Source organism: Catenulispora pinisilvae (assembly GCF_015356865.1).
Taxonomy (GTDB): Bacteria; Actinomycetota; Actinomycetes; order Streptomycetales; family Catenulisporaceae; genus Catenulispora; species Catenulispora pinisilvae.
On the sequence record NZ_JAAFZA010000029.1, the window covers coordinates 1 to 22343 of the forward strand.

Annotated in this window: 18 protein-coding genes; 15 read left to right on the forward strand and 3 right to left on the reverse strand. The window is 72.1% G+C overall.

Annotated elements, in window-relative coordinates; translation table 11 throughout:
• The first annotated feature begins 84 nt into the window (after window positions 1-84).
• The 5 genes from IZR01_RS10735 to IZR01_RS10755 all read left to right on the forward strand — a co-directional run bounded on the left by IZR01_RS10735 (window position 85) and on the right by IZR01_RS10755 (window position 4202).
• Window positions 85-909, forward strand: coding sequence for a MerR family transcriptional regulator (locus IZR01_RS10735; RefSeq protein ID WP_194898746.1), 825 nt, complete (start codon window positions 85-87; stop codon window positions 907-909).
• Between the two features lie 128 nt (window positions 910-1037).
• Complete coding sequence (locus IZR01_RS10740; RefSeq protein ID WP_194923724.1) at window positions 1038-2786, forward strand: MFS transporter; 1749 nt, start codon at window positions 1038-1040, stop codon at window positions 2784-2786.
• 166 nt (window positions 2787-2952) lie between these two features.
• On the forward strand, window positions 2953-3402 hold the full coding sequence (locus tag IZR01_RS10745; RefSeq protein WP_194898748.1) for a MarR family winged helix-turn-helix transcriptional regulator: 450 nt from the start codon (window positions 2953-2955) through the stop codon (window positions 3400-3402).
• Between the two features lie 87 nt (window positions 3403-3489).
• Entirely contained in the window at window positions 3490-3681 is a 192-nt protein-coding gene (locus IZR01_RS10750; protein WP_194898749.1) for a hypothetical protein, read from the forward strand.
• Window positions 3681-4202, forward strand: coding sequence for a SixA phosphatase family protein (locus tag IZR01_RS10755; RefSeq protein WP_194898750.1), 522 nt, complete (start codon window positions 3681-3683; stop codon window positions 4200-4202). The genes IZR01_RS10750 and IZR01_RS10755 overlap by 1 nt, the downstream gene beginning before the upstream one ends.
• A 13-nt stretch (window positions 4203-4215) precedes the next feature.
• On the opposite strand, the gene serB is transcribed toward IZR01_RS10755, so the two are convergent.
• Window positions 4216-5505, reverse strand: a complete 1290-nt coding sequence (serB, locus tag IZR01_RS10760; RefSeq protein WP_228559169.1) for a phosphoserine phosphatase SerB — start codon at window positions 5503-5505, stop codon at window positions 4216-4218.
• Between the two features lie 180 nt (window positions 5506-5685).
• Between serB and IZR01_RS10765 the strand changes: the two genes are divergently transcribed.
• Window positions 5686-6129 (forward strand): DUF3592 domain-containing protein, encoded by a 444-nt coding sequence (locus IZR01_RS10765; protein WP_194898751.1) that lies wholly within the window; start codon window positions 5686-5688, stop codon window positions 6127-6129.
• A 47-nt stretch (window positions 6130-6176) separates the two neighbouring features.
• Here the strand turns inward: IZR01_RS10765 and IZR01_RS10770 are convergent, their stop codons facing one another.
• On the reverse strand, window positions 6177-6950 hold the full coding sequence (locus IZR01_RS10770; RefSeq protein ID WP_194898752.1) for an Rv1486c family protein: 774 nt from the start codon (window positions 6948-6950) through the stop codon (window positions 6177-6179).
• Window positions 6951-7060: 110 nt separating this feature from the next.
• Here IZR01_RS10770 and IZR01_RS10775 point away from each other — a divergent pair, with 110 nt between their 5' ends.
• The 3 genes from IZR01_RS10775 (at window position 7061) to IZR01_RS10785 (ending at window position 9626) form a co-directional block, all read left to right on the forward strand.
• Window positions 7061-7882: an ABC transporter ATP-binding protein gene (locus IZR01_RS10775; RefSeq protein WP_194923725.1), complete on the forward strand. Its 822-nt coding sequence runs from the start codon at window positions 7061-7063 to the stop codon at window positions 7880-7882.
• A gap of 61 nt (window positions 7883-7943) precedes the next feature.
• Entirely contained in the window at window positions 7944-8363 is a 420-nt protein-coding gene (locus IZR01_RS10780) for an NfeD family protein (protein WP_194898754.1), read from the forward strand.
• Between the two features lie 213 nt (window positions 8364-8576).
• Window positions 8577-9626 (forward strand): SPFH domain-containing protein, encoded by a 1050-nt coding sequence (locus tag IZR01_RS10785; RefSeq protein ID WP_194898755.1) that lies wholly within the window; start codon window positions 8577-8579, stop codon window positions 9624-9626.
• A 1786-nt stretch (window positions 9627-11412) separates the two neighbouring features.
• On the opposite strand, the gene IZR01_RS10790 is transcribed toward IZR01_RS10785, so the two are convergent.
• Complete coding sequence (locus tag IZR01_RS10790) at window positions 11413-12291, reverse strand: DMT family transporter (protein ID WP_194923726.1); 879 nt, start codon at window positions 12289-12291, stop codon at window positions 11413-11415.
• 258 nt (window positions 12292-12549) lie between these two features.
• On the opposite strand from IZR01_RS10790, the gene IZR01_RS10795 reads away from it, so the two are divergent.
• From IZR01_RS10795 to IZR01_RS10820, 6 genes are all read left to right on the forward strand, one after another.
• Window positions 12550-13353, forward strand: a complete 804-nt coding sequence (locus IZR01_RS10795) for a sulfite exporter TauE/SafE family protein (RefSeq protein WP_194892635.1) — start codon at window positions 12550-12552, stop codon at window positions 13351-13353.
• A gap of 356 nt (window positions 13354-13709) precedes the next feature.
• The gene (locus tag IZR01_RS10800) at window positions 13710-14144 is read left to right on the forward strand and encodes a GNAT family N-acetyltransferase (RefSeq protein WP_012786529.1); all 435 of its coding nucleotides are present in this window, start codon (window positions 13710-13712) and stop codon (window positions 14142-14144) included.
• A gap of 234 nt (window positions 14145-14378) precedes the next feature.
• Window positions 14379-15680, forward strand: a complete 1302-nt coding sequence (locus IZR01_RS10805) for a bifunctional cobalt-precorrin-7 (C(5))-methyltransferase/cobalt-precorrin-6B (C(15))-methyltransferase (RefSeq protein ID WP_228559171.1) — start codon at window positions 14379-14381, stop codon at window positions 15678-15680.
• Between the two features lie 183 nt (window positions 15681-15863).
• The gene (cobT, locus tag IZR01_RS53125) at window positions 15864-20243 is read left to right on the forward strand and encodes a nicotinate-nucleotide--dimethylbenzimidazole phosphoribosyltransferase (protein WP_323746972.1); all 4380 of its coding nucleotides are present in this window, start codon (window positions 15864-15866) and stop codon (window positions 20241-20243) included.
• Window positions 20244-20278: 35 nt separating this feature from the next.
• Complete coding sequence (gene cobA / locus IZR01_RS10815) at window positions 20279-21496, forward strand: uroporphyrinogen-III C-methyltransferase (protein WP_194923727.1); 1218 nt, start codon at window positions 20279-20281, stop codon at window positions 21494-21496.
• Window positions 21497-21570: 74 nt separating this feature from the next.
• The gene (locus IZR01_RS10820; protein WP_194892633.1) at window positions 21571-22272 is read left to right on the forward strand and encodes a DUF5666 domain-containing protein; all 702 of its coding nucleotides are present in this window, start codon (window positions 21571-21573) and stop codon (window positions 22270-22272) included.
• Window positions 22273-22343 lie beyond the last annotated feature (71 nt).

The window sequence follows — 22343 nt, forward strand, 5'->3', positions numbered from 1 at the left end:
CGAAGGAGGCTCGGCGTGTTCATGCGCCGAGCCTCCTTCGCCCCCTACCGGACGGCACCGATGTCTGGAGGACGGCGAACCGCCATGGCCGAAGAAGATCTGCTGACCAGCGGCGAATTCAGCCGCCGCTCGCGTCTGTCGCCGAAAGCCCTGCGGCTGTACGAACAGCAGGGCCTGCTGGTCCCCGACGAGGTCGACCCGGCCAGCCACTACCGCCGCTACCGCACCGGCCGCCTGGCCGACGCCCGCCTGATCCTCTGGCTGCGGCGCTTGGACATGCCGCTGGCCGACGTGGCGCGCGTCCTGGCAGTGCCGGCCGCCGAACGCGAAGCGGTGGTGGCGGCGTTCTGGCAGGAGGCTGAGGCCCGCTTCGCCGCCCAGCGCTGGTTGGCGGCCCGGGTGCGCGAGGTGGTGTCCGGCCGCGAAGGCGGCCACGCCGCGACCGGGCCCATCCGCATCCGTGACGTGCCGGCGCGGCTGGTGCTCACCGAGCGGCGCCACGTCCTGCCGGAAGAACTGCCTGCCTGGATCGACAGGACGATGGCCCATCTGATGGCCGCGGCGGCCCCGGTCGGCGGTCCCTCGGCGGCGCCGTTCGTGGTGTACCACGGCGAGATCAACCACGACAGCGACGGCCCGGCAGAGGTCTGCGTCCCGATCGACCCGGCCGGGGCCGACCGGATCACCGTCTCGACGCGCGAGGAGCCGGCGCATCGCGAGGCGTACCTGCGGATCGTCAAGGCCCAGGTGCAGTTCCCGCAGATCCTGTCCGCCTATGACGCGGTCCAGGGCTGGCTGAAGGACGGCGGCCACACCGGGACGCTGCCTGCGCGCGAGGTGTACTTCGCCGACTGGGCCGCCGCGGGGCCCGACGACGAGGTGTGCGACATCGCGTTTCCGTTGGCTTAGCGGGCTTGCCCGGCCACCCGGCTCGGCCGGTGCCCCGGTCCAATCGTCACACCTCTACTTGTCAGCCCTCCTGCCTACCCATATAATTAGCATTGGTAAACTATGTAAGTCACAGAGGGTGGGATTGTATGACCGCGACGCAGGCTTCCAGTGCGACCGGGAAGGCCCGCGGTGCGCGCGGGCCGGATCATCCGCACTACAAGTGGGTGGCGTTGTCCAACACCACGTTGGGCACCTTGATCGCGACGGTCAACTCCTCCATCGTCCTGATCTCGCTGCCCGCGATCTTCAACGGCATCAAGCTGGACCCGTTGCAGCCGTCCAACGTCAGCTACCTGCTGTGGATGCTGATGGGCTACATGCTCGTCACCGCGGTGTTCGTGGTGGCGCTCGGGCGCCTGGGCGACATGTACGGCCGGGTCAAGATCTACAACTCCGGGTTCGTGGTCTTCACGATCTGTTCCGTCGCGTTGTCCCTGGACCCCTTCCACGGCGCGACCGGCGCGTTGTGGCTGATCGGCTGGCGCGTGTTCCAGGCCATCGGCGGCGCGATGCTGATGGCGAACTCGGCGGCGATCATCACCGACGCCTTCCCGGCCGCGCAGCGCGGGATGGCGCTGGGCATCAACATCGTGGCCGCGATCGCCGGGTCGTTCATCGGCCTGGTGCTGGGCGGCGCGTTGTCGGAGTGGAACTGGCGCGCGGTGTTCTGGGTGAACGTGCCCATCGGTCTGATCGGCACTGTGTGGGCCTACAAGTCGCTGCACGACACCGGGCTCAGACAGAAGTCGCGGATCGACTGGTGGGGCAACGCCACCTTCGCCTTCGGCCTGACCGCGTTGCTGGCGGGCATCACCTACGGCATCCAGCCCTACGGCGGCCATACCCAGGGCTGGACCAACCCGTGGGTCGACGCCGGGCTGATCGGCGGCCTCGCGCTGCTCATCATCTTCTGCGTCATCGAGGCCAAGATCTCCGATCCGATGCTGCCGATGACACTGTTCAAGAACCGCGCGTTCGCCACCGGCAACCTGGCCAACCTGCTCGGCGCCATCGCCCGGGGCGGCTTGCAGTTCATGCTGATCATCTGGTTGCAGGGCATCTGGCTGCCGCTGCACGGCTACGACTACAAGGACACGCCCCTGTGGGCCGGCATCTACATGATCCCGCTGACCCTGGGCTTCCTCGCGGCCGGGCCGATCGCCGGGCACCTGTCGGACAAGTTCGGGCCCCGGGTGTTCGCCGCCGGCGGTCTGCTGGCGATGGCGGTGTCGTTCGCCGGTCTGTTGCTCATACCTACGGACTTCTCCTACTGGATATTCGCCCTACTCATCTTCCTCAATGGCGTCGGCGGCGGTTTGTTCTCCGCGCCCAACACGTCGCTGATCATGTCCAGCGTGCCGGGGCGGATGCGCGGTGCCGCCTCCGGCGCCCGGGCCACGTTCATGAACGCCGGCATGGTGCTGTCCATGGGCATCTTCTTCTCGCTCATGGTCGCCGGGCTGTCCAGTTCGCTGCCCCACACCCTGTCCACCGGCCTGGCCGCGCAGGGGGTGCCGGCCGGGACCGCGACCCAGATCTCGCACCTGCCCCCGGTGGCCACGCTGTTCGCCGCCTTCCTCGGCTACAACCCGATGCAGCAGCTTCTCGGCTCGTCGACCCTGCACGCGCTACCCGCCTCCAACGCGCAGACGTTGACGGGCCGGGAATTCTTCCCGCACCTGATCTCCGGGCCCTTTCACGACGGCCTGATGGTCGTGTTCTGGCTCGCCATCGTGATGGCGGTGATCGGGGCCGTGGCCTCGGCGCTGCCCGGCAAGTTGCAGGCGCCCCAGGACGAGGCGGCCGCCGACCAGAGCGCGGCGGCGACCGCCTGACGCGGCGGGTCCCACGCCGCACGCGAGGCGTGGGACCGGCCCGCTGAGCCGGGGGTCGGTAGATTGGGACCGGGGCACTGTGTTTCACTGTGCCCCTTATCCGCCTTACCGCACCGATCCACGTCCATCATTCCCGGCTCCGCTCTGCGCTCCTGTGAAGGACCCGATGAACTCTTCGCCGACCCAGCCCGACACCGAGGTCGCCGCCCGCCTGCGGGTGGCTCTGGGCCGCCTGAACCGGCAGTTGCTTCAGCGGCAGTCGGAGGCGAGTTTCGCCCAGCTGTCCGCGCTCTTCGTGATCGAGAAGTGGGGACCGATCCGGATCGGGGACCTGGCCCAGCGGGAGAAGGTGGCCGCGCCGTCCATGACCCGCACGCTGAGCGGGCTGGTCGCGGCCGGCTGGGTGCAGCGTGAGCCGGACCCGGAGGACGGCCGCTCGTTCATGGTCTCGCTGACCCCCGGCGGCGCGGCGCTGATCACCAAGGTGCGCAATCTGCGGACCGCGGCGCTGGTGCAGGGCATGGAGCGGCTGACCGGGTCGCAGCTGGAGGCGCTGCACGCGGCCGTGCCGGTGCTGGAGCAGCTGGCCGACGAGGTCGAGCCCAAGCAGCGCTGAGCCCGCGGGCGGCATCGGAGCCCGGTCGGCGACACGACCGGGACCCCCGCCAAGCACCGCTCAGACACCGGTGGGAGACTGGTCGGCATGACGGCAGCGAGCGAGGAGCCCACGAGCTCCGCCCCGGACACGCCGGCCGAGGCCGAGTGGCCGCCGCGCGAGTGGCGCGAGGCCCAGCGCGGGCAGGGCACGAGGAGCATGTACCAGCTGCTGGGTCTGATCGCCCTGATCATGGTGGTCCTGGTGATCCTGTCCTTCTGGGGCCTGGCCAACGGCTGATGCGGCACACCCTGATCCTGCTCCGGCACGCCAAGTCCGACTGGCCCGACGGCGTCGCCGACCACGACCGGCCGCTGACCGACCGCGGCCGCCGCGACGCCCCGCGGACCGGCGTGTGGCTGGTGGCGAACGGCCGGGTGCCGGACCGGGCCGCGGTGTCGACGGCGCTGCGCACCCAGCAGACCTACGGCCTGGCGGCCGAGGCGTTCCCGTCCGGGCCCGAAGTGCTGAAGCCCGAGGTGCTGAACAAGGACGAGCTCTACGCCGCCTCGGCGGGGGAGATGCTGGAGGTGGTGCGCGAGACGCCGGAGAGCGTCGGCACCCTGATGGTCGTCTCGCACAACCCCGGCACGCAGTACCTGGCCCTGGCGCTGGCCGACGAGACGAATCCGGAACTGGTCGCCAGGGTCCACGCCGGATACCCGACCAACACCCTGACCGTCCTGGAGTTCGACGGCACCTGGGCCACCCTGGACCCGGCCGCGGCCTCGATCGTGGCGGTGGAGTCACCGCGCGGCTGAGCCGGCGGGTGTCTCAGGCGGCGGGCTTAGCCGTTTTCATCGGCGGGATCTCTATCGGTCGGGCCTCTATCGGTCCAGTCTCTATCGCCTCTTCGGAGGCGTCCGCGACCTCGACCTCCTCGCGGGTGATCCCGAGCAGATACAGGATCGTGTCCAGGAACGGCACGTTCACCGCGGTGTCCGCCTGCTCGCGCACCACCGGCTTGGCGTTGAACGCCACCCCGAGCCCGGCCGCGGCCAGCATGTCCAGGTCGTTGGCCCCGTCCCCGATGGCCACCGTGTCCGTCGCCGGCACCCCGGCCGCCTCCGCGAACTCCCGCAGCGCCGCCGCCTTCCCGGCGCGGTCCACGATCGGCCCTATCACCCGCCCGGTCAGCCGGCCGTCCGCGCCGATCTCCAGGGTGTTGGCCAGCGCGAAGTCCAGGCCGAGCTCGTCCCGCAGCGAGTCGGTGACGTGGGTGAAGCCGCCGGAGACGATGCCGACCAGGTAGCCGAGGCGTTTCAGGGTGCGGACCAGGGTCCGGGCGCCGGGCATGAGCCGCACCGAGGCGCGGACCTCGTCCAGCGCACCGGCGTCGAGCCCTTCGAGCAGGGCTACGCGCTCGCGCAGCGACCCGGCGAAGTCCAACTCCCCGCGCATCGCCCGCCGGGTGATCCCGGCCACCGCGTCCAGGCACCCGGCCCGGGCCGCCAGCTCCTCGATCACCTCGCCCTCGATGAGCGTGGAGTCGACGTCCATCACCACCAGCCGCTTGGCCCGCCGGCTCAGCCCGGCCGGCTGCACCGCGATGTCGACGTGCTCCTCCGCGGCGACCCGCGCCAGCCGCTCCCGCAGCAGATCGGGATCCGCACCGGAGACGTCCAGCTCGATCGCGGTCACCGGGTACTTGGCCAGCCGCACAATGCGGTCGATGTTGCCACGGCACTCGGCGACCTCCCGGGCCATCGCGGCCATCGCGGCCGCGGGCAGCGGAGCGCCCAGCACGGTGACGTGCGTGCGGCCCTGCCGCCGCTTGCGGTTGTCGCCGAGTCCGGTGACCACCTCGACGTCCAGCTTCTCGGCGGCGGCCCACCGATGCAGCCCCACCCGCAGCGCGGTCTGCCCGTCCCCCTCGCCCGGCGCCCCGACCAGCACCGCCAGCACCAGGCGCCCGCGCACCACCACCTGCTCCACGTCCACGACCGGAACACCGAACGGCTCCAGCGCGGCGAACAGGCTCGCCGTGACCCCGGGACGGTCAGCGCCATATACGGTGACCAGGACAGTTGCGGCGGGCGGCGGCAGGGCGAGCGCGGTGTTCATGGTGTGATCCACGGTACCCGGGCGACCCCGGAAGGCGGCGAAGTGTCCGGCTGGTGGGCGCGGCATGGACACGGAGTCCCGCACCCGCCGAACGCCGGGCCGCACCGTCCCATCTCCCATACGGGTGATGTCTGGTCTCTGAACAGGTCCACCCGAGGTCGACCGGCCTAGCATGGAACCATGGCCGCGGACGACATGTCCTTCGTCGCCGGGTTCCTCGCCGCGTCCGGCCTCTTCTGGACCGGGGGCGGGGCACTCTGGCTGGCGGTGTGCGCCCGCAGACTGTCCCGGCTACGCCTGCGGCTGGTCGGCGTCCCCGCCCGCGGCGAAGTGATCGGCATGGTCGTGTCCTGCGACGCCTCCGGCGCGATCCGCAACGCCCCGCGCGTCCGCTACTTCGCCCCGACCGGCCCACCGGTGGTCACCCGCGCCTACGGATACCGACCGCATCAGAGCGTGGCGACGGGCGCGCAGGTGCGGCTTTGGTACGACCCCCTGCGCCCGGAGCGGATCCTGGTGTCGCGGTTCGATCTGAAGCTGCGGGACTGGCTGGAGCTGGTCGGGGCGCTGGTGGTGCTGGGTATCGGGGTCATGATGGAGTTCATGGCGCTGACGATGGGGTGATGGCCGGCCGGCCGGTTGTCAGTACCCGGGTTGCCAGTACCCGGGCGTCAGTACCCGGGCTCCAAAATCGAATGATAAGCAGCCAACTGGGCCCGCCGAGTAACCCGCTCCAATCCCACCAGCGCCGACGCCCGCAACCGCGACTCCTGCGCCGTCACACTCCCGCCCTCGTCCTGCCCCGCCAGATCGGCGATCGCCGCCAGCCGCTGAGCCTGCGTCAGCACCTTGACCGCCCGCGCCGGGTACCCCGGAGCCAGCACCGCCTCCGGCGCCCGCCCATGCCCCCGGATCGCGGCCAGCGACTCGGCCACCTCCGGCCGCCAGCGCGCCACGTCCAGCCGCGCCAGTTCCTCGGCGGCCTCGCGCAGCGCGGTGTTCAGCTCGCGTTCGGCCTCTGACAGCGTCGGCACCGCGGCCGCGCCGCTCTCGACCGGCGTCACCGTCCAGCGCACCACGTGCCCGCGGTCGCCGGCCGGTCCGTAGCCGTCCACCGACGGGACTATCCCGAGCGCCGGTCCGTCCGTCAGGACCGCCTCGCCGGCCGAGATCGCCACCTGGTTGAAGGCCGCCGGGCCCTTCAACCCCAGGGGATCGCCCGGCCGGGGCAGCGCCAGCCGCAGTCCGGTCACCCCGGCGGCGCGCAGCCGGCCCAGGGCGACGGTCCAGCTCACGTCGCCGTCCTCGCCCGGCACCCCGGCGACCCGGTGCGGCTCGTCGCCGTCGGCGCGGACCTCGTCGGCGGCCGAGTCCAGGCTGGTGTGCCCGGCGAGCCAGGCGTTGCCCCAGGCGACCAGACGCCCTGACCGGTGTTCGCTCAGCATGACCACCAGGGTACGTGGCCGGGCCGACGCTGCGGCTTGGTGGACATGTGGGTGGCCTAAGCTAGGCGGTCGAAGATCAGGCCTGCCGCGTGAGGAAACTGGTGCCGAACATGAACGCCGATGCCCTGTCCGTCGACCCAGACAGCGTCCTCGACCTCGTCGATGTCTCCGTGGTGCGGGACGGCCGCAAGCTGCTGGACGCGGTGAACTGGACGGTCGGCGAGGGCGAGCGCTGGGTGGTGCTCGGGCCGAACGGCGCGGGCAAGACCACGGTGCTGAACATCGCGGCCACGTCCTTGTTCCCGACCGCCGGCGTGGTGGGTGTGCTCGGCGAGCGGCTGGGCGCGGTCGACGTCTTCGAGCTGCGTCCGCGCATCGGTTACTCCTCGGCGTCCGTCTCCGAGCGGCTGCCGCGCGGCGAGTCGGTGCGCGATGTGGTGATGACCGCCTCCTACGGCATGGTCGGCCGGTGGCGGGAGAAGTACGACCAGGCCGACGCGCAGCGCGCCGACGATCTGCTGGCCTGGTGGGGCATGCACGAGTTCGGCGCCCGCACCTTCGGCACGCTGTCCGAGGGCGAGCGCAAGCGGGCGCTGATCGCCCGGGCGCTGATGGCCGACCCGGAACTGCTGCTGCTCGACGAGCCGGCCGCGGGCCTGGACCTCGGCGGCCGCGAGGACCTGGTGCGCCGGCTGTCCCGGCTGGCCTCCGACCCCTACGCCCCGGTCACGGTGCTGGTGACGCACCACGTCGAGGAGATCCCCCCGGGCTTCTCGCACATCCTGCTGGTGCGGGCCGGCGCGGTGGTGGCGGCCGGGCCGATCCACGAAGCGCTCACCTCGGACAACCTGACCACCACCTTCGGCCTGCCGCTGAGCGTGGAGAGGTACCAGACCCCCTCCGGCGACCGCTGGTACGCGCGCGCCGTCTGATTCATCAATCCCCTGACGCCGGCCCGGGACAGCGCGGTCTTCCTTCCGTAGCATGGGCTCCATGCACGCGATGGTGTGGGCGGTCGTCGCGGCCGTACTGATCCTGCTGGAACTGACCACGACCACACTGGTCTTCGTCATGCTCGGCATCGGCGCGGCCGCCGGGGCGATCGCCGCCGGGGCCGGGGCCGGCATCGTGGCGCAGTTCGCCGCCTTCGGGGTCGTCTCGGTCGCCACCCTGGTCTTCGCCCGGCCGACCGCGATGCGCCGGCTGCACGGCGGGCCCGAGCACCGGCAGGGCACCGAGGCGTTGATCAGCCGGGAAGCGCTGGTGGTGGCGAAGGTCGACGGGCACGACGGCCGGGTTCGGATATCCGGGGAGATCTGGAGTGCCCGCTCTTTTGACGGGCAGACTGAATACGAGGTCGGAGACCGCGTCAACGTCGCGCAGATCGACGGCGCGACCGCGCTCGTTCTCTAGTCCTCGCCTGGGATTCCGCACCCTGTCGCGCGGGCAGGACAATCCTCGACGGAACGGTGTGCGCCGACCCTTCGGAATTGGCACAGCGGCGCTCAGCGCCTCGTTGAAGGGTGGTTGGTGGGAGACGGGTGGGACTAAGATCGAGCACTGTCACCGGGGGGTGCCTGCCGCCTCCTGACCGCCGGACATCGATGTCGTGTAGGAGGAGTCGACATGGTCGCCACGATCGTCGTCCTCGTAGTGATCGCCGCGGTCATCGCGGTGAGCTTGTTCCAGTCCGTGCGCATAGTCGGGCAGGGGACCGTCGCCGTCATCGAGCGCTTCGGCCGCTACACCCGCACCCTGACGCCCGGCCTGCGCATCCTGATGCCGGTGGTGGACCGCGTGCGGGCCATCATCGACGTGCGCGAGCAGGTGGTCCCGTTCCCGCCGCAGCCGGTGATCACCCAGGACAACCTGACGGTCTCGATCGACACCGTCATCTACTTCCAGGTGACCGACGCGCGCGCCGCGGTCTACCAGATCACCAACTACATCCAGGCGATAGAACAGTTGACGGTGACCACCCTGCGGAACATCGTCGGCGGCATGGACCTGGAGCGCACCCTGACCAGCCGCGACTACATCAACAACGAGCTGCGCGGGGTCCTGGACCAGGTGACCGGCAACTGGGGCATCCGGGTCTCCCGGGTCGAGCTGAAGGCGGTGGAGCCGCCGGCCTCGATCCAGGACTCGATGGAGAAGCAGATGCGCGCCGACCGGGACCGCCGCGCGGCGATCCTGTCGGCCGAGGGTTTCAAGCAGTCGCAGATCCTCACCGCCGAGGGCGAGAAGCAGGCCGCGGTGCTGCGCGCCGAAGGTGAGGCCAAGGCCCGCGCGCTCCAGGCCGAGGGCGAGGCGGCGGCGATCCGCAAGGTCTTCGAGGCCATCCACGAGGGCAACGCCGACAACCAGGTGATGGCCTACCAGTACCTCCAGCAGCTGCCGAAGATCGCCGCGGGCGACAGCAACAAGCTGTGGATCATCCCCAGCGAGTTCGGCAAGGCGCTGGAGAGCGTCGGCGGCGCGCTGGGCCGGGTCGGCAGCATGCCGGGGATGCCGGGCATGCCGGCCGCGCCGGCCGCGAACGGCAACCCGCTGCCCGCGACCGGCGATGCGCCGGGACCCGCGGCCGGCCAGCAGCCGCGCGCGGACCGGCCGCCGCGGCAGCGCGGGAGTTCGAGTCCGGCCGACGATGTGTTCTTCAACCAGGACGACGACTGACGGACGGCCGATAGACGGCTGACAGTCGAGAACACGTGAAAGGGGCCGGTCATCGACCGGCCCCTTTGCCATGTGCTCCTAGTGCCGTGTCAGGCAACGACGTTTGCCCTGGTGATGACTTGGCTGGGCAGAGGTTGTCGGCATGCGGTTTCGCTAGATTGCTGGCGGGGTGAGGTAGAGGGTCGGTTTGGGGTGTTCGGGTTCGGATCTTTTTTTGGGGGTTGCAGTTTGTGGGCCGGGTTGTGGTTGGGCTGTGGGTTGAAAGGCGATTCTTACGGCCTTCGGTCATAGTTGTGCCGGTTCGGGGTTCGGGTCTGCGAGTGTGTTTGTCAGCTGCCGGTTTCCGCGTTCACAACCCCGCCCCACCTCAGGCCTCTTCAACTCCGGCAAGTCCGGGCAAGGGCACAGGCCAGATCAAGCGCAAGATCAAGGGCCACAAGCAAGATCAAGAGCTGAAGATCAAGGTCAAGGTCAAGAGCTGTGATGAAGGGCCGGGCCTCCGGCGGGCCTCGGCAACCTCAGGGAAACTAGCGCGGTTCCCTCGGGTGGCTGGGTGAGTCTCAGCGGCTGCGGTTTGTGAGGTGGTTGCGGTCCGTTCCCCACGGTCGCGTCGTCAGCCCGATGGGTACAGCACCGGTGTCCGGGGGTAAAGTCCGCGCGCGGCGGTTTGCCGTCCGAGCTGCGGTTTCGCACAGCGCGAACTTGACCCCCGGCCACCGGCACTGTAGGCGAAGCCCTGCCGACGCGACCGAGGGGAACGAACCGAAAACCGGCCGGAAGAGAAGCAATCGCAGGGTACGAGGACGCGAGCTGGTCGGTGCGGCCGCCGGTAAGGGCGTGGTGGCGGGCCGCTGGTCAGTTGGTCGACAGCGTGCCCGGGTGCGGTATGCGGCAGCGGACCGGCTGCGATCGTCGTAGCCAGCCCGCCGACTACCGACTTCCTCTGGCAGACCTCGCTTATCCGCCAGCATCAGCCTCGGCGGCCGGGCCGGGCCGCACCCGCCAGCTCAGAGTGCGTGGCCTCGGGACTGCCGCGCTGCCACGCGCTGGACCGGCGGCCGAGCTCGCCGAGTCGCCGGTACCGAACCACTGGGCTTTGCACCTCTCCGGCCGGTTTTCGGTTCGTTCCCCTCGGTCGCGTCGGCAGGGCTTCGCCTACAGTGCCGGTGGCCGGGGGTCAAGTTCGCGCTGCACGAGACCGCCGCTTTCACGCCCGACCGCAGCCGCGCGGACTTGACCCCCGGACACCGGTGCTGTACCCATCGGGCTGACGACGCGACCGTGGGGAACGGACCGTAGCCACCTCAGGGACCGCCACCGCTGAGCCCTGACCCAGCCACCCGAGGGAACCGCGCTAGTTTCCCTGAGGTTGCCGAGGCCCGCCGGAGGCCCGGCCCTTCATCACAGCTCTTGACCTTGACCTTGATCTTCAGCTCTTGATCTTGCTTGTGGCCCTTGATCTTGCGCTTGATCTGGCCTGTGCCCTTGCCCGGACTTGCCGGAGTTGAAGAGGCCTGAGGTGGGGCGGGGTTGTGAACGCGGAAACCGGCAGCTGACAAACACACTCGCAGACCCGAACCCCGAACCGGCACAACTATGACCGAAGGCCGTAAGAATCGCCTTTCAACCCACAGCCCAACCACAACCCGGCCCACGAACTCCAGCCCCAGCAAACTCCACCCGCAGACGGATCCCGCCCGCCGACCGGCACGCCGCGAACCACATCGCGAACCACATCGCGAACCACGTCGCGAAAACTCCCGGGCAAACGTTGCCTGATGCAGCACTAGCCTGAGACGCGCGGCCGGTTCTGCCACGCTTCAGCGGTCACCGACACCGCGAGGAGCGCTGCTCCCGCGACTCCGATCGCCGTGAGCCGGTCGCCGAGGAGCGCGACGGCCAGAACCGTGCCGGTCAGCGGTTCCAGGAGCGCGGTGACCGTGCCGGTGCTGGCCGCCGCGTCGCGCAGGCCGATGAAGTAGCAGGCATAAGCGATGGCTGTCGGCACCAGGCCGAAGGCCAACAGGAGGCTCACCGCTTCCGGGGTCGGAGCGAAGCCGACTCCCGTGGTCGGGGCGGCCGCGGCGACCAGGACCAGGCCGCCGAGGGTGAAGCTGTAACCGGTCATCGTGACCTCGTTGAGGCCCGGGACCGGACTCTTGCCGATCAGGCTGATCGCCGAGAAGCCCGCGGCACTGGCGACCGCGAACGCCGCGCCGACGACGATGTGCGCCATGGTGATGCCGTGCGGGGGTTCGCCGACGAGCAGGCCCAAACCCACCACGGCCAGTGAGACCGTCGCGGCGACCCGGGTGTCGAGGTGCCGCCGCCCGGTCGCCTGCTCGAACCCGACGACCAGTACGGGCGCGGCCCCGATGGTGAGCAGGGTGGCCAGGCTGACGTCGGTCAGGGCGACCGCTGCGAAGTAGCACGCCTGGAAGCCCGCCGACAGCGCGCCGACGACGCCGATGCGGATCCAGGCCGTGCGGCCGCGCGGGCGGCGTCCGTGCCCGGTGGCGGTCGCGAACAATACGAGGAACAGGCCGCCGATCAGCAGCCGGTAGCCGGCCACGGCGGTGGGGGACAGGTGGCTGTGCAGTGAGAGCAGGCGGCCGGTGAGTCCGCCGGTGCCCCAGAGCAGGCCGGAAAAGACGAGGTAGATCAAGGGATCGCTCCTGCGACAGGAAGGACAACGGGAATCAGTCGCGGGAAGCGGGGCGTGACACCCCAGCCGGTCGGCTCAACACGCCGACAGGTGGTTCCTGGTGACTGGGTCGACCCCGCTTCAGGAGCTCGGCGGCGGGGTGACCGGGAACAATCGGTGCACGGTCAGCGATCCTAATCAACGGACGCGGAGTAGCCAACCGATCTTTCCCCGCTACGCTCTGCACGACCGGCCGGCACGCACGAGGAGGAGGCACCGGTGGGCATCGGCGAAGTGGCGGCGCTGCTGGGCGTCGGCCTGGCGGCGGGCACGATCAACACCGTGGTCGGCTCCGGCACGCTGGTGACCTTCCCGACGCTGCTCGCCTTCGGCTACAGCCCGGTGGTCGCGAACGTCACCAACACCGTCGGCCTGGTGCCCGGTTCGCTGTCCGGCATCTACGGCTATCGCGCCGAGATCGCCGAGTTCCGCGCCTCCGGCGGCCGGCGCCTGGTGCGCTTGGTGGTGGCCTCGCTGTTGGGCGCCGCGGTCGGCGCGCTGTTGCTGTTCCTGCTGCCGGCCAAGGCGTTCAAGGCGATCGTGCCCGCGCTCATCGCCTTGGCCCTGGTGCTCATCATCGTCCAGCCGCGGCTGGCCAAGCGGGTCGCGGCGCGCCGGGAGGCGAACGGCGACGGCGCGCGCGCCGGCGGCTGGGGCGTCCTGCTCGCGGTGTTCGGCAGCGGGATGTACGGCGGCTATTTCGGGGCCGCGCAAGGCGTGTTGCTGATGGCCATCCTCGGTCTCACCTACAGCGACCGCCTGCAAGTGCTCAACGGAGTGAAGAACATCCTCGCCTGTGTGGTGAACGCGATGGCGGCGGTCGTCTTCATCACGGTCGGCGCACTCGGCCTCGGCGGGTCCCAGCATCCCTCGGTGCGGTGGGGCGCGGCCCTGGCGATCGCGGTCGGAGCGCTGGTCGGCGGGAAGATCGGGGCGAGTGTCGGGCGCCGGTTGCCGCCGCCGGTACTGCGGGGGCTGATCATCGTCGTCGGGCTGATCGCCATCGCATCACTGGTGCTTTAGAGAAGCTTTAGAGAGCTTTTAAGGACGGCCGCGAAGAGGTGGCATAGCCGCACAACTCCTCGCACTATCACGCATAAGTGATCTTCGCCGAATCGGCAGTGTATCCAGCTGATACTACCTATCCTGGAGATGGTGTCGGCGGCGTGCCGCACGTGCATGGCGTCCGTGCACCTGGGTCAGTATTCTGCCCGTGACGGGGGTCGCGGAACCGACGGGGGCCGGGGGCGGCGGACCGACCGCGGCAACACGACGTCGACAGCAGGGACAGCACACGTTCGGCAGTACCGGTGTGGCGCATTCGCCACGCCACCACAGCATCCGGCACACCGCCGGCAGGCCCGTTTCGGAGATTCGTCTTGGGCAAGGTCTCCTACCGCTACGCGCACATCGAGGACCTCGACGCGCCGACCATCTACGCGCTGCTCCGGCTGCGCCAGGAGGTCTTCATCGTCGAGTGGGGCAGCTCGCACCTGGACATCGACGGCCGGGACACCGAGCCGTCCAGCGTGCACCTGTGGGCCGAGCGCGACGGGGACGTGCTGGCCGCCGTGCGCGTGGTGCAGGAATCCGACGACACCCTGCGGATAGAGCGCCTGGCCACCCGCTTCGGCGCGCGCGGCCGCGGCATCGCCGGGCGGCTGCTGGACTACGCGGTGAAGATGGCCGGCGAGCGCAGACTGCTGATCGACGTCCCGACCGCGCTGGAGCCCTGGGCCGAGCGCTTCGGCTTCGCCCGGGCCGGGGATCCGTTCATCGCCGAGGGTGTCCAACAGGTGACCATGACGCACTGATGCACGTGCCTTTGCACGTGCGCGGCTGGTGACGGGCGATCCGGCCCGGCGCCGGCCGCCGCCGCGCGCCACCGCCGAACGGGCATGTTCGCTGTCTGATTCGCCCGCTTTCGCCGGGTTCGCCGCCTCACTCGTGGAACGGGCGGTGTTAGTGTGCGTTGAGTCCCTTAGACGAAACGCGGAGGACTTTTTCATGGCCGATCCACGGCGCGCCCCCAGCTTCGCGGTGGCCGTGTGCGGGGGACCGGCGTGACCGCCGGCCGGCACGGTGCGGCGGGGTCGGCGATAGCCAAGGCCGCGGCGGCGGTCGCGGTCGTCGGCTACGACGGCTCGCTGCCCGGGCCCGTGGTGCGCCGCGTTCTGGAGTCCTCTGAGCTGGTCGTGGGCGCCGCCCGGCACCTCGACGGGATCGGCGTTCCCGAGCATGTCCGGCGGATTCTGCTGGGCGAGGACAACCGCCTGGCCTATGCCCGGCTCACCGCGCACCTGGGCGATCCGCAGGCGGGACCGGCGGTCATGGTGACCGCCGGGGACCCCGGGTTCTTCGGCGTGCTGCGCGATCTGCGCGAATCAGGCTTCGAAGTCGTCGGCTACCCGGCGCCCGGTCCGGTGGCCGCCACCCTGGGCCGGCTGGGGCTGCCGTGGGACGACGCGGTGGTGGTCTGCGTGACCGACGACCGTTCGCTGCTGCGGGCCGCCAACACCGCCCGCGCGCACCCGAAGGTGGCGATCGTGGCCGCCCCGGAGTTCCCGCCGAACCGGGTCGCCGCGGCCCTGCGCGGCGCGCAGCGGGCCTTCATCGTGGCCCAGCACCTCGGGGAGCCCGACGAGCGGATCGAGAGTCTGAGCCCGGCCGAGGCCGCCACCCGGGTCGTCTGGGGCGCCGCGGACGCGATCCTGGTGCTGGACGAGGAGCGGCTGAGCCCGGACTCCCCGCACGACCCGCGCTGGGGCTCGGGCTGGGTCTCGGCGTGGGCCGGGCCCTCGGCCGGCTGGGCGGTGCCGGACAACGCGTTCGTGGCCCGCGGGCCGCAGGTGCTGCCCGCCGAGATCAGGGCATTGATATTGGCGCGGCTGGCGCCGCGGCTGGGCGCGATGGTGTGGGAGGTCGCGGCCGGGGCCGGCGCGCTGGCCGTGGAGTGCGCGCGGCTGGGCGCGGCGGTGATCGCCGTCGAACGCGATCCCGACGCCTGCGAGCGGATATCCCTGAACGCCGTGATGCACGGCGTGGACGTCGAGGTGGTCAGCGGTCCGGCGCCGGCCGCGCTGGCCACGCTGCCCCGCCCGGACGCGGTCTTCGTCGGCACCGAACGCGCCGACATCGTGCGGGCCTGCGCCACCACCGGCGCGCGCACCGTGGTCACCGCGGTCACCGCCCTGGACCGGCTGCCGGCCATCCGGCAGGCGCTCAGGATCGGCGACCGGCGCGTGGACGGCGTGCAGTTGCAAGCCTCGCGTCTGGCCCCCCGGCCCGGTGACGCGCTCCGGTTGGCCCCGGCGGCCCCGGTATTCGTTCTTTGGGGTGAGCTTGGGTGACAGACCCGGCCTTTTAGTCAACCCATCAGGGGCTGCGTATGCTCTTCCGGGCTTGCGCGCGCCTTTCACGAGCGATACTTGGCAGCGCCCACGCGAACGCGAACCCCCGCCGACGAGGGGGACACGGGGAACGGGAGCGGGATACGAACCATGGTATGGAACGACAGGATCGAGGAACCCACGGTGACCGGTGCCGACGATTTCGGGCGTGAGGGCTCCGCCAGGCCGCCGTTCGAGGGCGATTTCCCCCCGGGGGCCGGGCCCTACGACGACAACGCGCCGACCACCGAGTTCAGCAGGCTGGTGTTCGACGACGAGGGCGAGTTCCCGGGACCGCGCAACGGCTCCGCGGCTCCGGGCGGGGCCGGCGGCCCCGGCGGACCCGGCGGCATGCGGGTGCGCGACGGGCGGGAACCGCGGGCTGCTTTCGGTGAGGCGGCGGGACGGCAGGGCGGTCCTGGCGGTGGCGGGCCCCGCGGTCCGGGTGGCGGACCCGATGGCGGCCCTGGCGGACCGGGTGGCGCGGCCGGCGGGCCGAACGGTCCCGGCGGTCCCGGTGGACCTGGGGGTCCCAGTGGACCTGGCGGCCCCGGCGGACCGCAGGGTCCGGAGTCGGCCAACCGTCCGACGCGGCCGATCCGCCCGCGTCCGGCCGGCGCTCCGGGTGGGCCCGTGGTGCCGCCCGGCTCGGTGTTCCGTGAGCAGCCGCCGGCCGGCGGCCGTGGTCCGGTGGACGGCGCCGGTGCGGGTCCGCGTGGTCCCGTGGACGGTCCCGGTCCGCGTGGTCCGGTGGACGGCCGTCCCGGCCCGGCCGAACCCGGACGCGTTCAGCGTCCGATGATGCCCCCGATGCAGCCGCCGCCCGGTCGCGGCCCGCAGCCCGGCCCCGGTCCGCGGAATCAGGGTCCTGACAACCGTGGCTTCGGCGTCCCGCAGCAGCGCGACTCCAACGCCGACTCCGGCCCCGCCGGCCGCCGCTCGCCGGGCCAGCGCGGCGCCGAGGCCCTGCGCCAGGCGCAGCAGTTCGACGTCTTCCGCCGCGACCCGGTGGTCCCGCAGCAGGCGTCCCCGGCCGACGGCAACGACTTCGACGAGGCCGCCGACCGCACGCCGCTGCCCCGCGACGAGCGCGACGCCCGGGATCCGCGCGACCAGCGTGATCCGCGCGACCCGCGCGACCCGCGCGACCCGCGCGGCCAGGTGGACATCAGCGTCTTCGACGCGGCGCCCGAGCCCGGCCCCGAGCGTCCCGGCTTCGACCTGCGCGCGCCGCTGCGCGGCCCGGCCTCCTACGACCAGCCGACGGACATCATCCCGGCGATCCTCGACGAGCCGGGGCCGGACTCCTTCGGCCGGCACCCGGCCGCCGAGGAGGCGCCGGCTTCCTTCGACCCGTCGTTCGGCGAGCAGGGCTTCCCGCCGGCGAACAACGCCGGGTTCGGTGCCCAGCAAGGGTTCCCGCCCGCGGGTGCGCAAGGTTTCGGTGCCGAGAGCGAGGCCGCCGAGGCCGGGTTCGGTGCGCCGCAAGGGTTCCCGCCCGCGGCCGGTCCGCAGGGCTTCTCGCCCGCGGGCGCGTTCGGCGCGCCGGGCGGTGGCGCGCAGGGCGCCGACGACGCCGGTTTCGACGGTCAGCAGGGCTTTCCGCCCGCCAACGCCCAGGGCTTTGGCGCCGAGGCCGGTGAGGCTGCCGGTCAGGGCTTCCCCGGTGAGTCGGTGTTCGATGCCGGGCAGGGCTTCCCGCCCGCCTCGGCGCCGGGTTTCGCGGCCGAGGCCGGGGACGCCACCGGGCCGGGTTTCGCGCCCGGCGAGTCGGTTTTCGATGCCCGGCAAGGGTTTGCGCCGACCGGCGCGCCGGGCTTCGGTACCGAGGCCGGCGAAACGGCCGGGCAGGGCTTCCCGCCCGCCGGTGGCTTCGGCGCGCACAACGGCGTCGCCGAGTCTGTGTTCGGTGAATCTGCGTTCGGCGAGCCCGTGTTCGGTGAGCCCGTGTTCGGCGAGCCCGAGCAGCCCGGCTTCCCGGCGGCCCCGGACGCGCACGCCGGCGTCGACCCGACCACGACCTTCGGCGGCCCGCAGGCGTTCGTGCCGCAGGCCGGCAACGACCCGTCGTTCGGTGCGCGTCCGGTCCAGGAGCCCTCGTTCGGTTCCCGGCCCGCCGAGGAGCCGTCGTTCGGCGCGGCTCCGGGCGCGGAGGCCGAGGTGCGGGCCTTCGGCGCCGCCGAGGCGCCCGCGGCCCCGTCGGTCTTCGGTGCGCCGGAGGGCGGCATGCCCTCGTTCGGCGACCGGCCGCTGACCCCGAACACCGGTCCCGACTACGGCCTGGCGCCCGCCGCCGAGCCGCAGGCCGAGGTGCCGCTCGGGGCGCACCTGGACCCGCCGCGCTTCGAGCCCGCGCCGCCGGTGTTCGACGATCCGGCCGAGGGCGTCGAGTTCGGCGGGGCCGGGGAGGAGCCCGGGCCGGTGTTCGCCACCCCGACCGTGGCCATCACCCCCGCCGAGCCGGTCGCCGAGTACGCCGAGGACGGCGCGCTGGACGAGGACGCCGACGGCGACGCCGAGCCGGAGATGCTGGTCCCGTGGGCCAACGCCGGGGCGGAGAACGCCGAGGCCGAGCTGGAGGCGCAGGGCCAGGTCCCGGTGCCGGTGCCGCCGCAGGCTCAGGGCCAGGTCCAGGGGCAGGTTCAGGTTCCGGGCCAGGTTCAGGTTCCGGGCCAGGTCCAGGTCCAGGCGCCGGGCCAGCCCCAGCAGCAGCCGCAGCAGACCCCCGACGACCTCTTCGACACCGACGGCGAACCCTACGACGACGTCCCCCGGGTCCCGCCCTACGACGACGCCGAACTGGCCGCCGTCCACCGCGTCATCCGCGAACGCCGCGACGTGCGCAGCACCTTCCTGCCGGACCCGATCCCGGACGAGATCCTCACCCGGGTCCTGGAGGCCGCGCACACCGCGCCGAGCGTCGGCTTCTCCCAGCCCTGGGACTTCCTCGTGCTGCGCAGCCGCGAGACCCGGCAGGCGGTGCACGACCTGGCCGCCCGGCAGCGCGACGACTACTCCGCCTCGCTGCCCAAGGCCCGGCAGCGGGCGTTCAAGGACCTGAAGATCGAGGCGATCCTCGACACCCCGGTCAACATCGTCGTGACCTGCGATCCGACCCGCGGTGGCCGGCACACGCTGGGCCGGCACTCGCAGCCGCAGATGGCGCCCTACAGCGCCGCGCTGGCCGTGGAGAACCTGTGGCTGGCCGCGCGGGCCGAGGGCCTGGGCGTGGGCTGGGTGTCGTTCTTCGACGAGCGCGAGCTGACCCGGACCCTGGACCTGCCGGACCACCTGTCGGTGGTGGCGTACCTGTGCGTCGGCTTCGTCCACGAGTTCCCGGGCGAGCCGGAGCTGTCCGGGGCCGGCTGGGCCAAGCGCCGGCCGCTGTCCTGGGCCGTGCACGACGAGCAGTACGGCCGGCGCGCGCTGCCCGGCAGCAACCCGGTGTCGCTGTTGGAGGAGACGCTGGCCGCGATCGGGCCGCTGGACAAGGAGGCCGTGGACGCCGCCTTGGCCCGCCAGGAGGTGATGACCAAGCCGGCCGGGTCGCTGGGGGTCCTGGAAGAGGTCTCGGTGCAGCTCACCGGGCTGGCCGGGGTCTTCCCGCCGCCGATCCCGGAGCCGGCGGCGGTCGCGGTGTTCGCCGGCGACCACGGGGTGCACGCCCAGGGCGTCACGCCGTGGCCGCAGGAGGTCACCGCGCAGATGGTGCTCAACTTCCTGGCCGGCGGGGCCGTGGTCAACGCCTTCGCGCACCAGATCGGCGCCGAGGTGTGCGTGGTGGACGTCGGCGTGAACGCCGAGCTGCCGCAGCAGACCGGGCTGGTGCCGCGCAAGATCCGCTACGGCACCGCGGACCTGTCCGAGGGCCCGGCGATGTCGCGCGAGGAGGCGCTGGCCGCGCTGGAGGTCGGCGTGGAGACCGCGCGCGACCTGGTGGCCGCCGGCAACAAGGTGCTGCTGACCGGGGACATGGGCATCGCGAACACCACCGCGAGCGCCGCGCTGATCGCCGCGTTCACCGGCGCCTCGCCGACCCAGGTCACCGGGTACGGCACCGGGATAGACGAGCAGACCTACGCGCACAAGGTCGACGTCGTGCGCCGGGCCCTGGACCTGCACCGGCCGGACCCGGCGGACCCGCTGGGCGTGCTGGCCGCGGTCGGCGGCCTGGAGCACGCGGCGCTGGCCGGCTTCATCCTGGGCGCGGCCAGCCTGCGGATCCCGGTGATCCTGGACGGCGTGATCGCCGGCGCCGCGGCGCTGGTGGCCCAGTCGCTGGCCCCGGACGCCACCGCGGCCATGGTCGCCGGGCACCGCTCGGCGGAGTCCGGGCACCAGCTCGCGCTGGAGGCCCTGGGCGTCATCCCCTTGATCGATCTCGAATTGCGGTTGGGAGAGGGCAGCGGAGCGGTGCTGGCTCTACCGTTGGTGCAGGCGGCCGTGCGGGCGCTGCGGGACGTGGCGACCTTCGAGTCGGCCGGCGTCGCGCAGAGCGCCGAGGACGACGAGAACGCCGCCTGACCGACGTCCCTGCTACCACCCGGGAATCACGACAGATGAGCGCCACCACCGATCCGACTCCCGTCTACCCCGCCGCCCTGCGGCTGGCCGGCCGGCGGGCGGTGGTGGTCGGCGGCGGCGTGGTCGCGCAGCGCCGGGTCCTGGGGCTGCTGGACGCCCGCGCCGACGTGCTGGTGGTCGCCCCCGAGGCGACGCCGGCGGTCGAGGCGCTGGCCGACGGCGGTGAGATCCGCTGGGAGCGGCGGCCCTACCGGGACGGCGACCTGGCCGACGCCTGGTACGCGGTGGCCGCCGCCGACGACCCGGCGGTGAACGCGGCGGTGGCCCGCGCGGCCGAGGCCGGCCGGGTGTTCTGCTCGCGGGCGGACTCCGCCGACGACTCCAGCGCCTGGACCCCGGCCGTGGGCCGGCACGACGGCGTCACCGTCGCGGTGATCGGCGGCGGCGACCCGCGGCGTGCCGTGGACGTCCGGGACGGCGTCCTGGAGGGGCTGCGCGACGGCACCCTGGCCGCCCCGCACCACCGCGGCCGCACCCCGGGCGTGGCGCTGGTCGGCGGCGGGCCCGGCGACCCGGACCTGATCACCGTGCGCGGCCGCCGGCTGCTGGCCGAGGCCGACGTGGTGGTCGCCGACCGGCTCGGGCCGCGCGGGCTGCTCGACGAGCTGGCCCCGGACGTGGAGATCATCGACGCCTCGAAGATCCCCTACGGCCGGGCGCTGGCCCAGGACGCGATCAACGAGGTGCTGATCGAGCGGGCCAAGGCCGGCAAGTTCGTGGTGCGGCTCAAGGGCGGCGACCCGTTCGTCTTCGGGCGCGGCTTCGAGGAGGTGCTGGCCTGCGCCGAGGCCGGCGTCCCGTGCTCGGTGGTCCCCGGCATCACCAGTTCGATCTCGGTGCCGGCGCTGGCCGGCATCCCGGTCACGCACCGCGGCGTGGCCCACGAGTTCACCGTGGTCTCCGGGCACGTAGCCCCGGACAACCCGAAGTCGCTGGTCGACTGGCCGGCCCTGGGCCGGATGACCGGCACGCTGGTGATCCTGATGGGCATCGAGCGGATAGCCGCCATCGCCGCGACCCTGTTGGCCAACGGCCGGTCCCCGGAGACCCCGGTCGCGGTGATCCAGGAGGGCACGATGCCCGGCGAGCGCCGGGTGCAGACCACGCTCGGGCTGATCGCGGAGGCGGTGGCCGAGGCCGGGATCCGGCCGCCGGCGATCGTGGTGGTGGGGCCGGTCGTCGGGCTGACCTGACAGCCTTCCCCCTCGGAACCTTTACAGCGGGCTTATTGACTGCCGGCTTATCCGCACGTCGCTGTACTACCGGTATGAGCCAGGATCAGGACCCGATCGACGCGACCCGGCGCTTCGAGCCGGTTGACCCGTACAACATCCCTCCGGACCAGGGCGCCGCGCCGACGCAGGGGTATGGGGATTACCAGCAGGGGTTCGAGCAGCAGCCTTATGGCGGGCCCCAGCCGGAGCCGCGGAAGCCGGGGTTCAAGCAGCGCCTGACCCGGCTCGGTCCGCTGAAGGTGGCCTTGCTCGGCACCGCGGGGGTGATCGTGCTCGGCGGGGCGGCTTGGGGGACGACGGCGGCGATGCAGTCGTCGGGCTCGTCCTCGTCGAACACCGCCGCGGCCGCGCCGGCCACCGGCCCGACCGACGGCCAGGCGCCGGGCGCCGGCGGGACGACCGGGGGCGCCGGCGGCAAGCACGCCAAGGCCGGCAAGCCCGCGCGCATCAAGATCACCCAGGTCGGTTCCGGATCGTTCACCGGGACCGCGGCCAAGGGCACGACCGTGACGGTCGACTACGACGCCGAGACCAAGTTCGGAACGAAGGCCCACCCCCTGACCTCCGCCCAGCTCAAGGCCGGTATGACCGTCACGGTCAGTGGCGAGCGCAAGGGCGACACGATCACCGCCACCGATGTCGTCGAGCCGGCCAAGACGCCGAAGAAGCCCGGCACGCCGGGTGCCACCTCGAGCCCGACCGACCCGGCCAGCCCGGTGGGCGGCGCCGCCTGAGTCCGGCCGCCGGCCGGGCGGCTGGCGAATGACAAAACTTGAAATCTGTCAGCTGTCAGTCGTATCGTGGA

What these genes read in the sequence shown, in the direction of transcription:
- IZR01_RS10750 (WP_194898749.1), top strand. Translation starts at nt 3,490, where the DNA reads ATGACGGCAGCGAGCGAGGAGCCCACGAGCTCCGCCCCGGACACGCCG.
- IZR01_RS10820 (WP_194892633.1), top strand. Translation starts at nt 21,571, where the DNA reads ATGAGCCAGGATCAGGACCCGATCGACGCGACCCGGCGCTTCGAGCCG.
- IZR01_RS10735 (WP_194898746.1), top strand. Translation starts at nt 85, where the DNA reads ATGGCCGAAGAAGATCTGCTGACCAGCGGCGAATTCAGCCGCCGCTCG.
- IZR01_RS10770 (WP_194898752.1), bottom strand. Translation starts at nt 6,950, where the DNA reads ATGCTGAGCGAACACCGGTCAGGGCGTCTGGTCGCCTGGGGCAACGCC.
- IZR01_RS10745 (WP_194898748.1), top strand. Translation starts at nt 2,953, where the DNA reads ATGAACTCTTCGCCGACCCAGCCCGACACCGAGGTCGCCGCCCGCCTG.
- IZR01_RS10775 (WP_194923725.1), top strand. Translation starts at nt 7,061, where the DNA reads ATGAACGCCGATGCCCTGTCCGTCGACCCAGACAGCGTCCTCGACCTC.
- IZR01_RS10755 (WP_194898750.1), top strand. Translation starts at nt 3,681, where the DNA reads ATGCGGCACACCCTGATCCTGCTCCGGCACGCCAAGTCCGACTGGCCC.
- IZR01_RS10785 (WP_194898755.1), top strand. Translation starts at nt 8,577, where the DNA reads ATGGTCGCCACGATCGTCGTCCTCGTAGTGATCGCCGCGGTCATCGCG.
- cobA (WP_194923727.1), top strand. Translation starts at nt 20,279, where the DNA reads ATGAGCGCCACCACCGATCCGACTCCCGTCTACCCCGCCGCCCTGCGG.
- IZR01_RS10740 (WP_194923724.1), top strand. Translation starts at nt 1,038, where the DNA reads ATGACCGCGACGCAGGCTTCCAGTGCGACCGGGAAGGCCCGCGGTGCG.
- serB (WP_228559169.1), bottom strand. Translation starts at nt 5,505, where the DNA reads ATGAACACCGCGCTCGCCCTGCCGCCGCCCGCCGCAACTGTCCTGGTC.
- IZR01_RS10780 (WP_194898754.1), top strand. Translation starts at nt 7,944, where the DNA reads ATGCACGCGATGGTGTGGGCGGTCGTCGCGGCCGTACTGATCCTGCTG.
- IZR01_RS10765 (WP_194898751.1), top strand. Translation starts at nt 5,686, where the DNA reads ATGGCCGCGGACGACATGTCCTTCGTCGCCGGGTTCCTCGCCGCGTCC.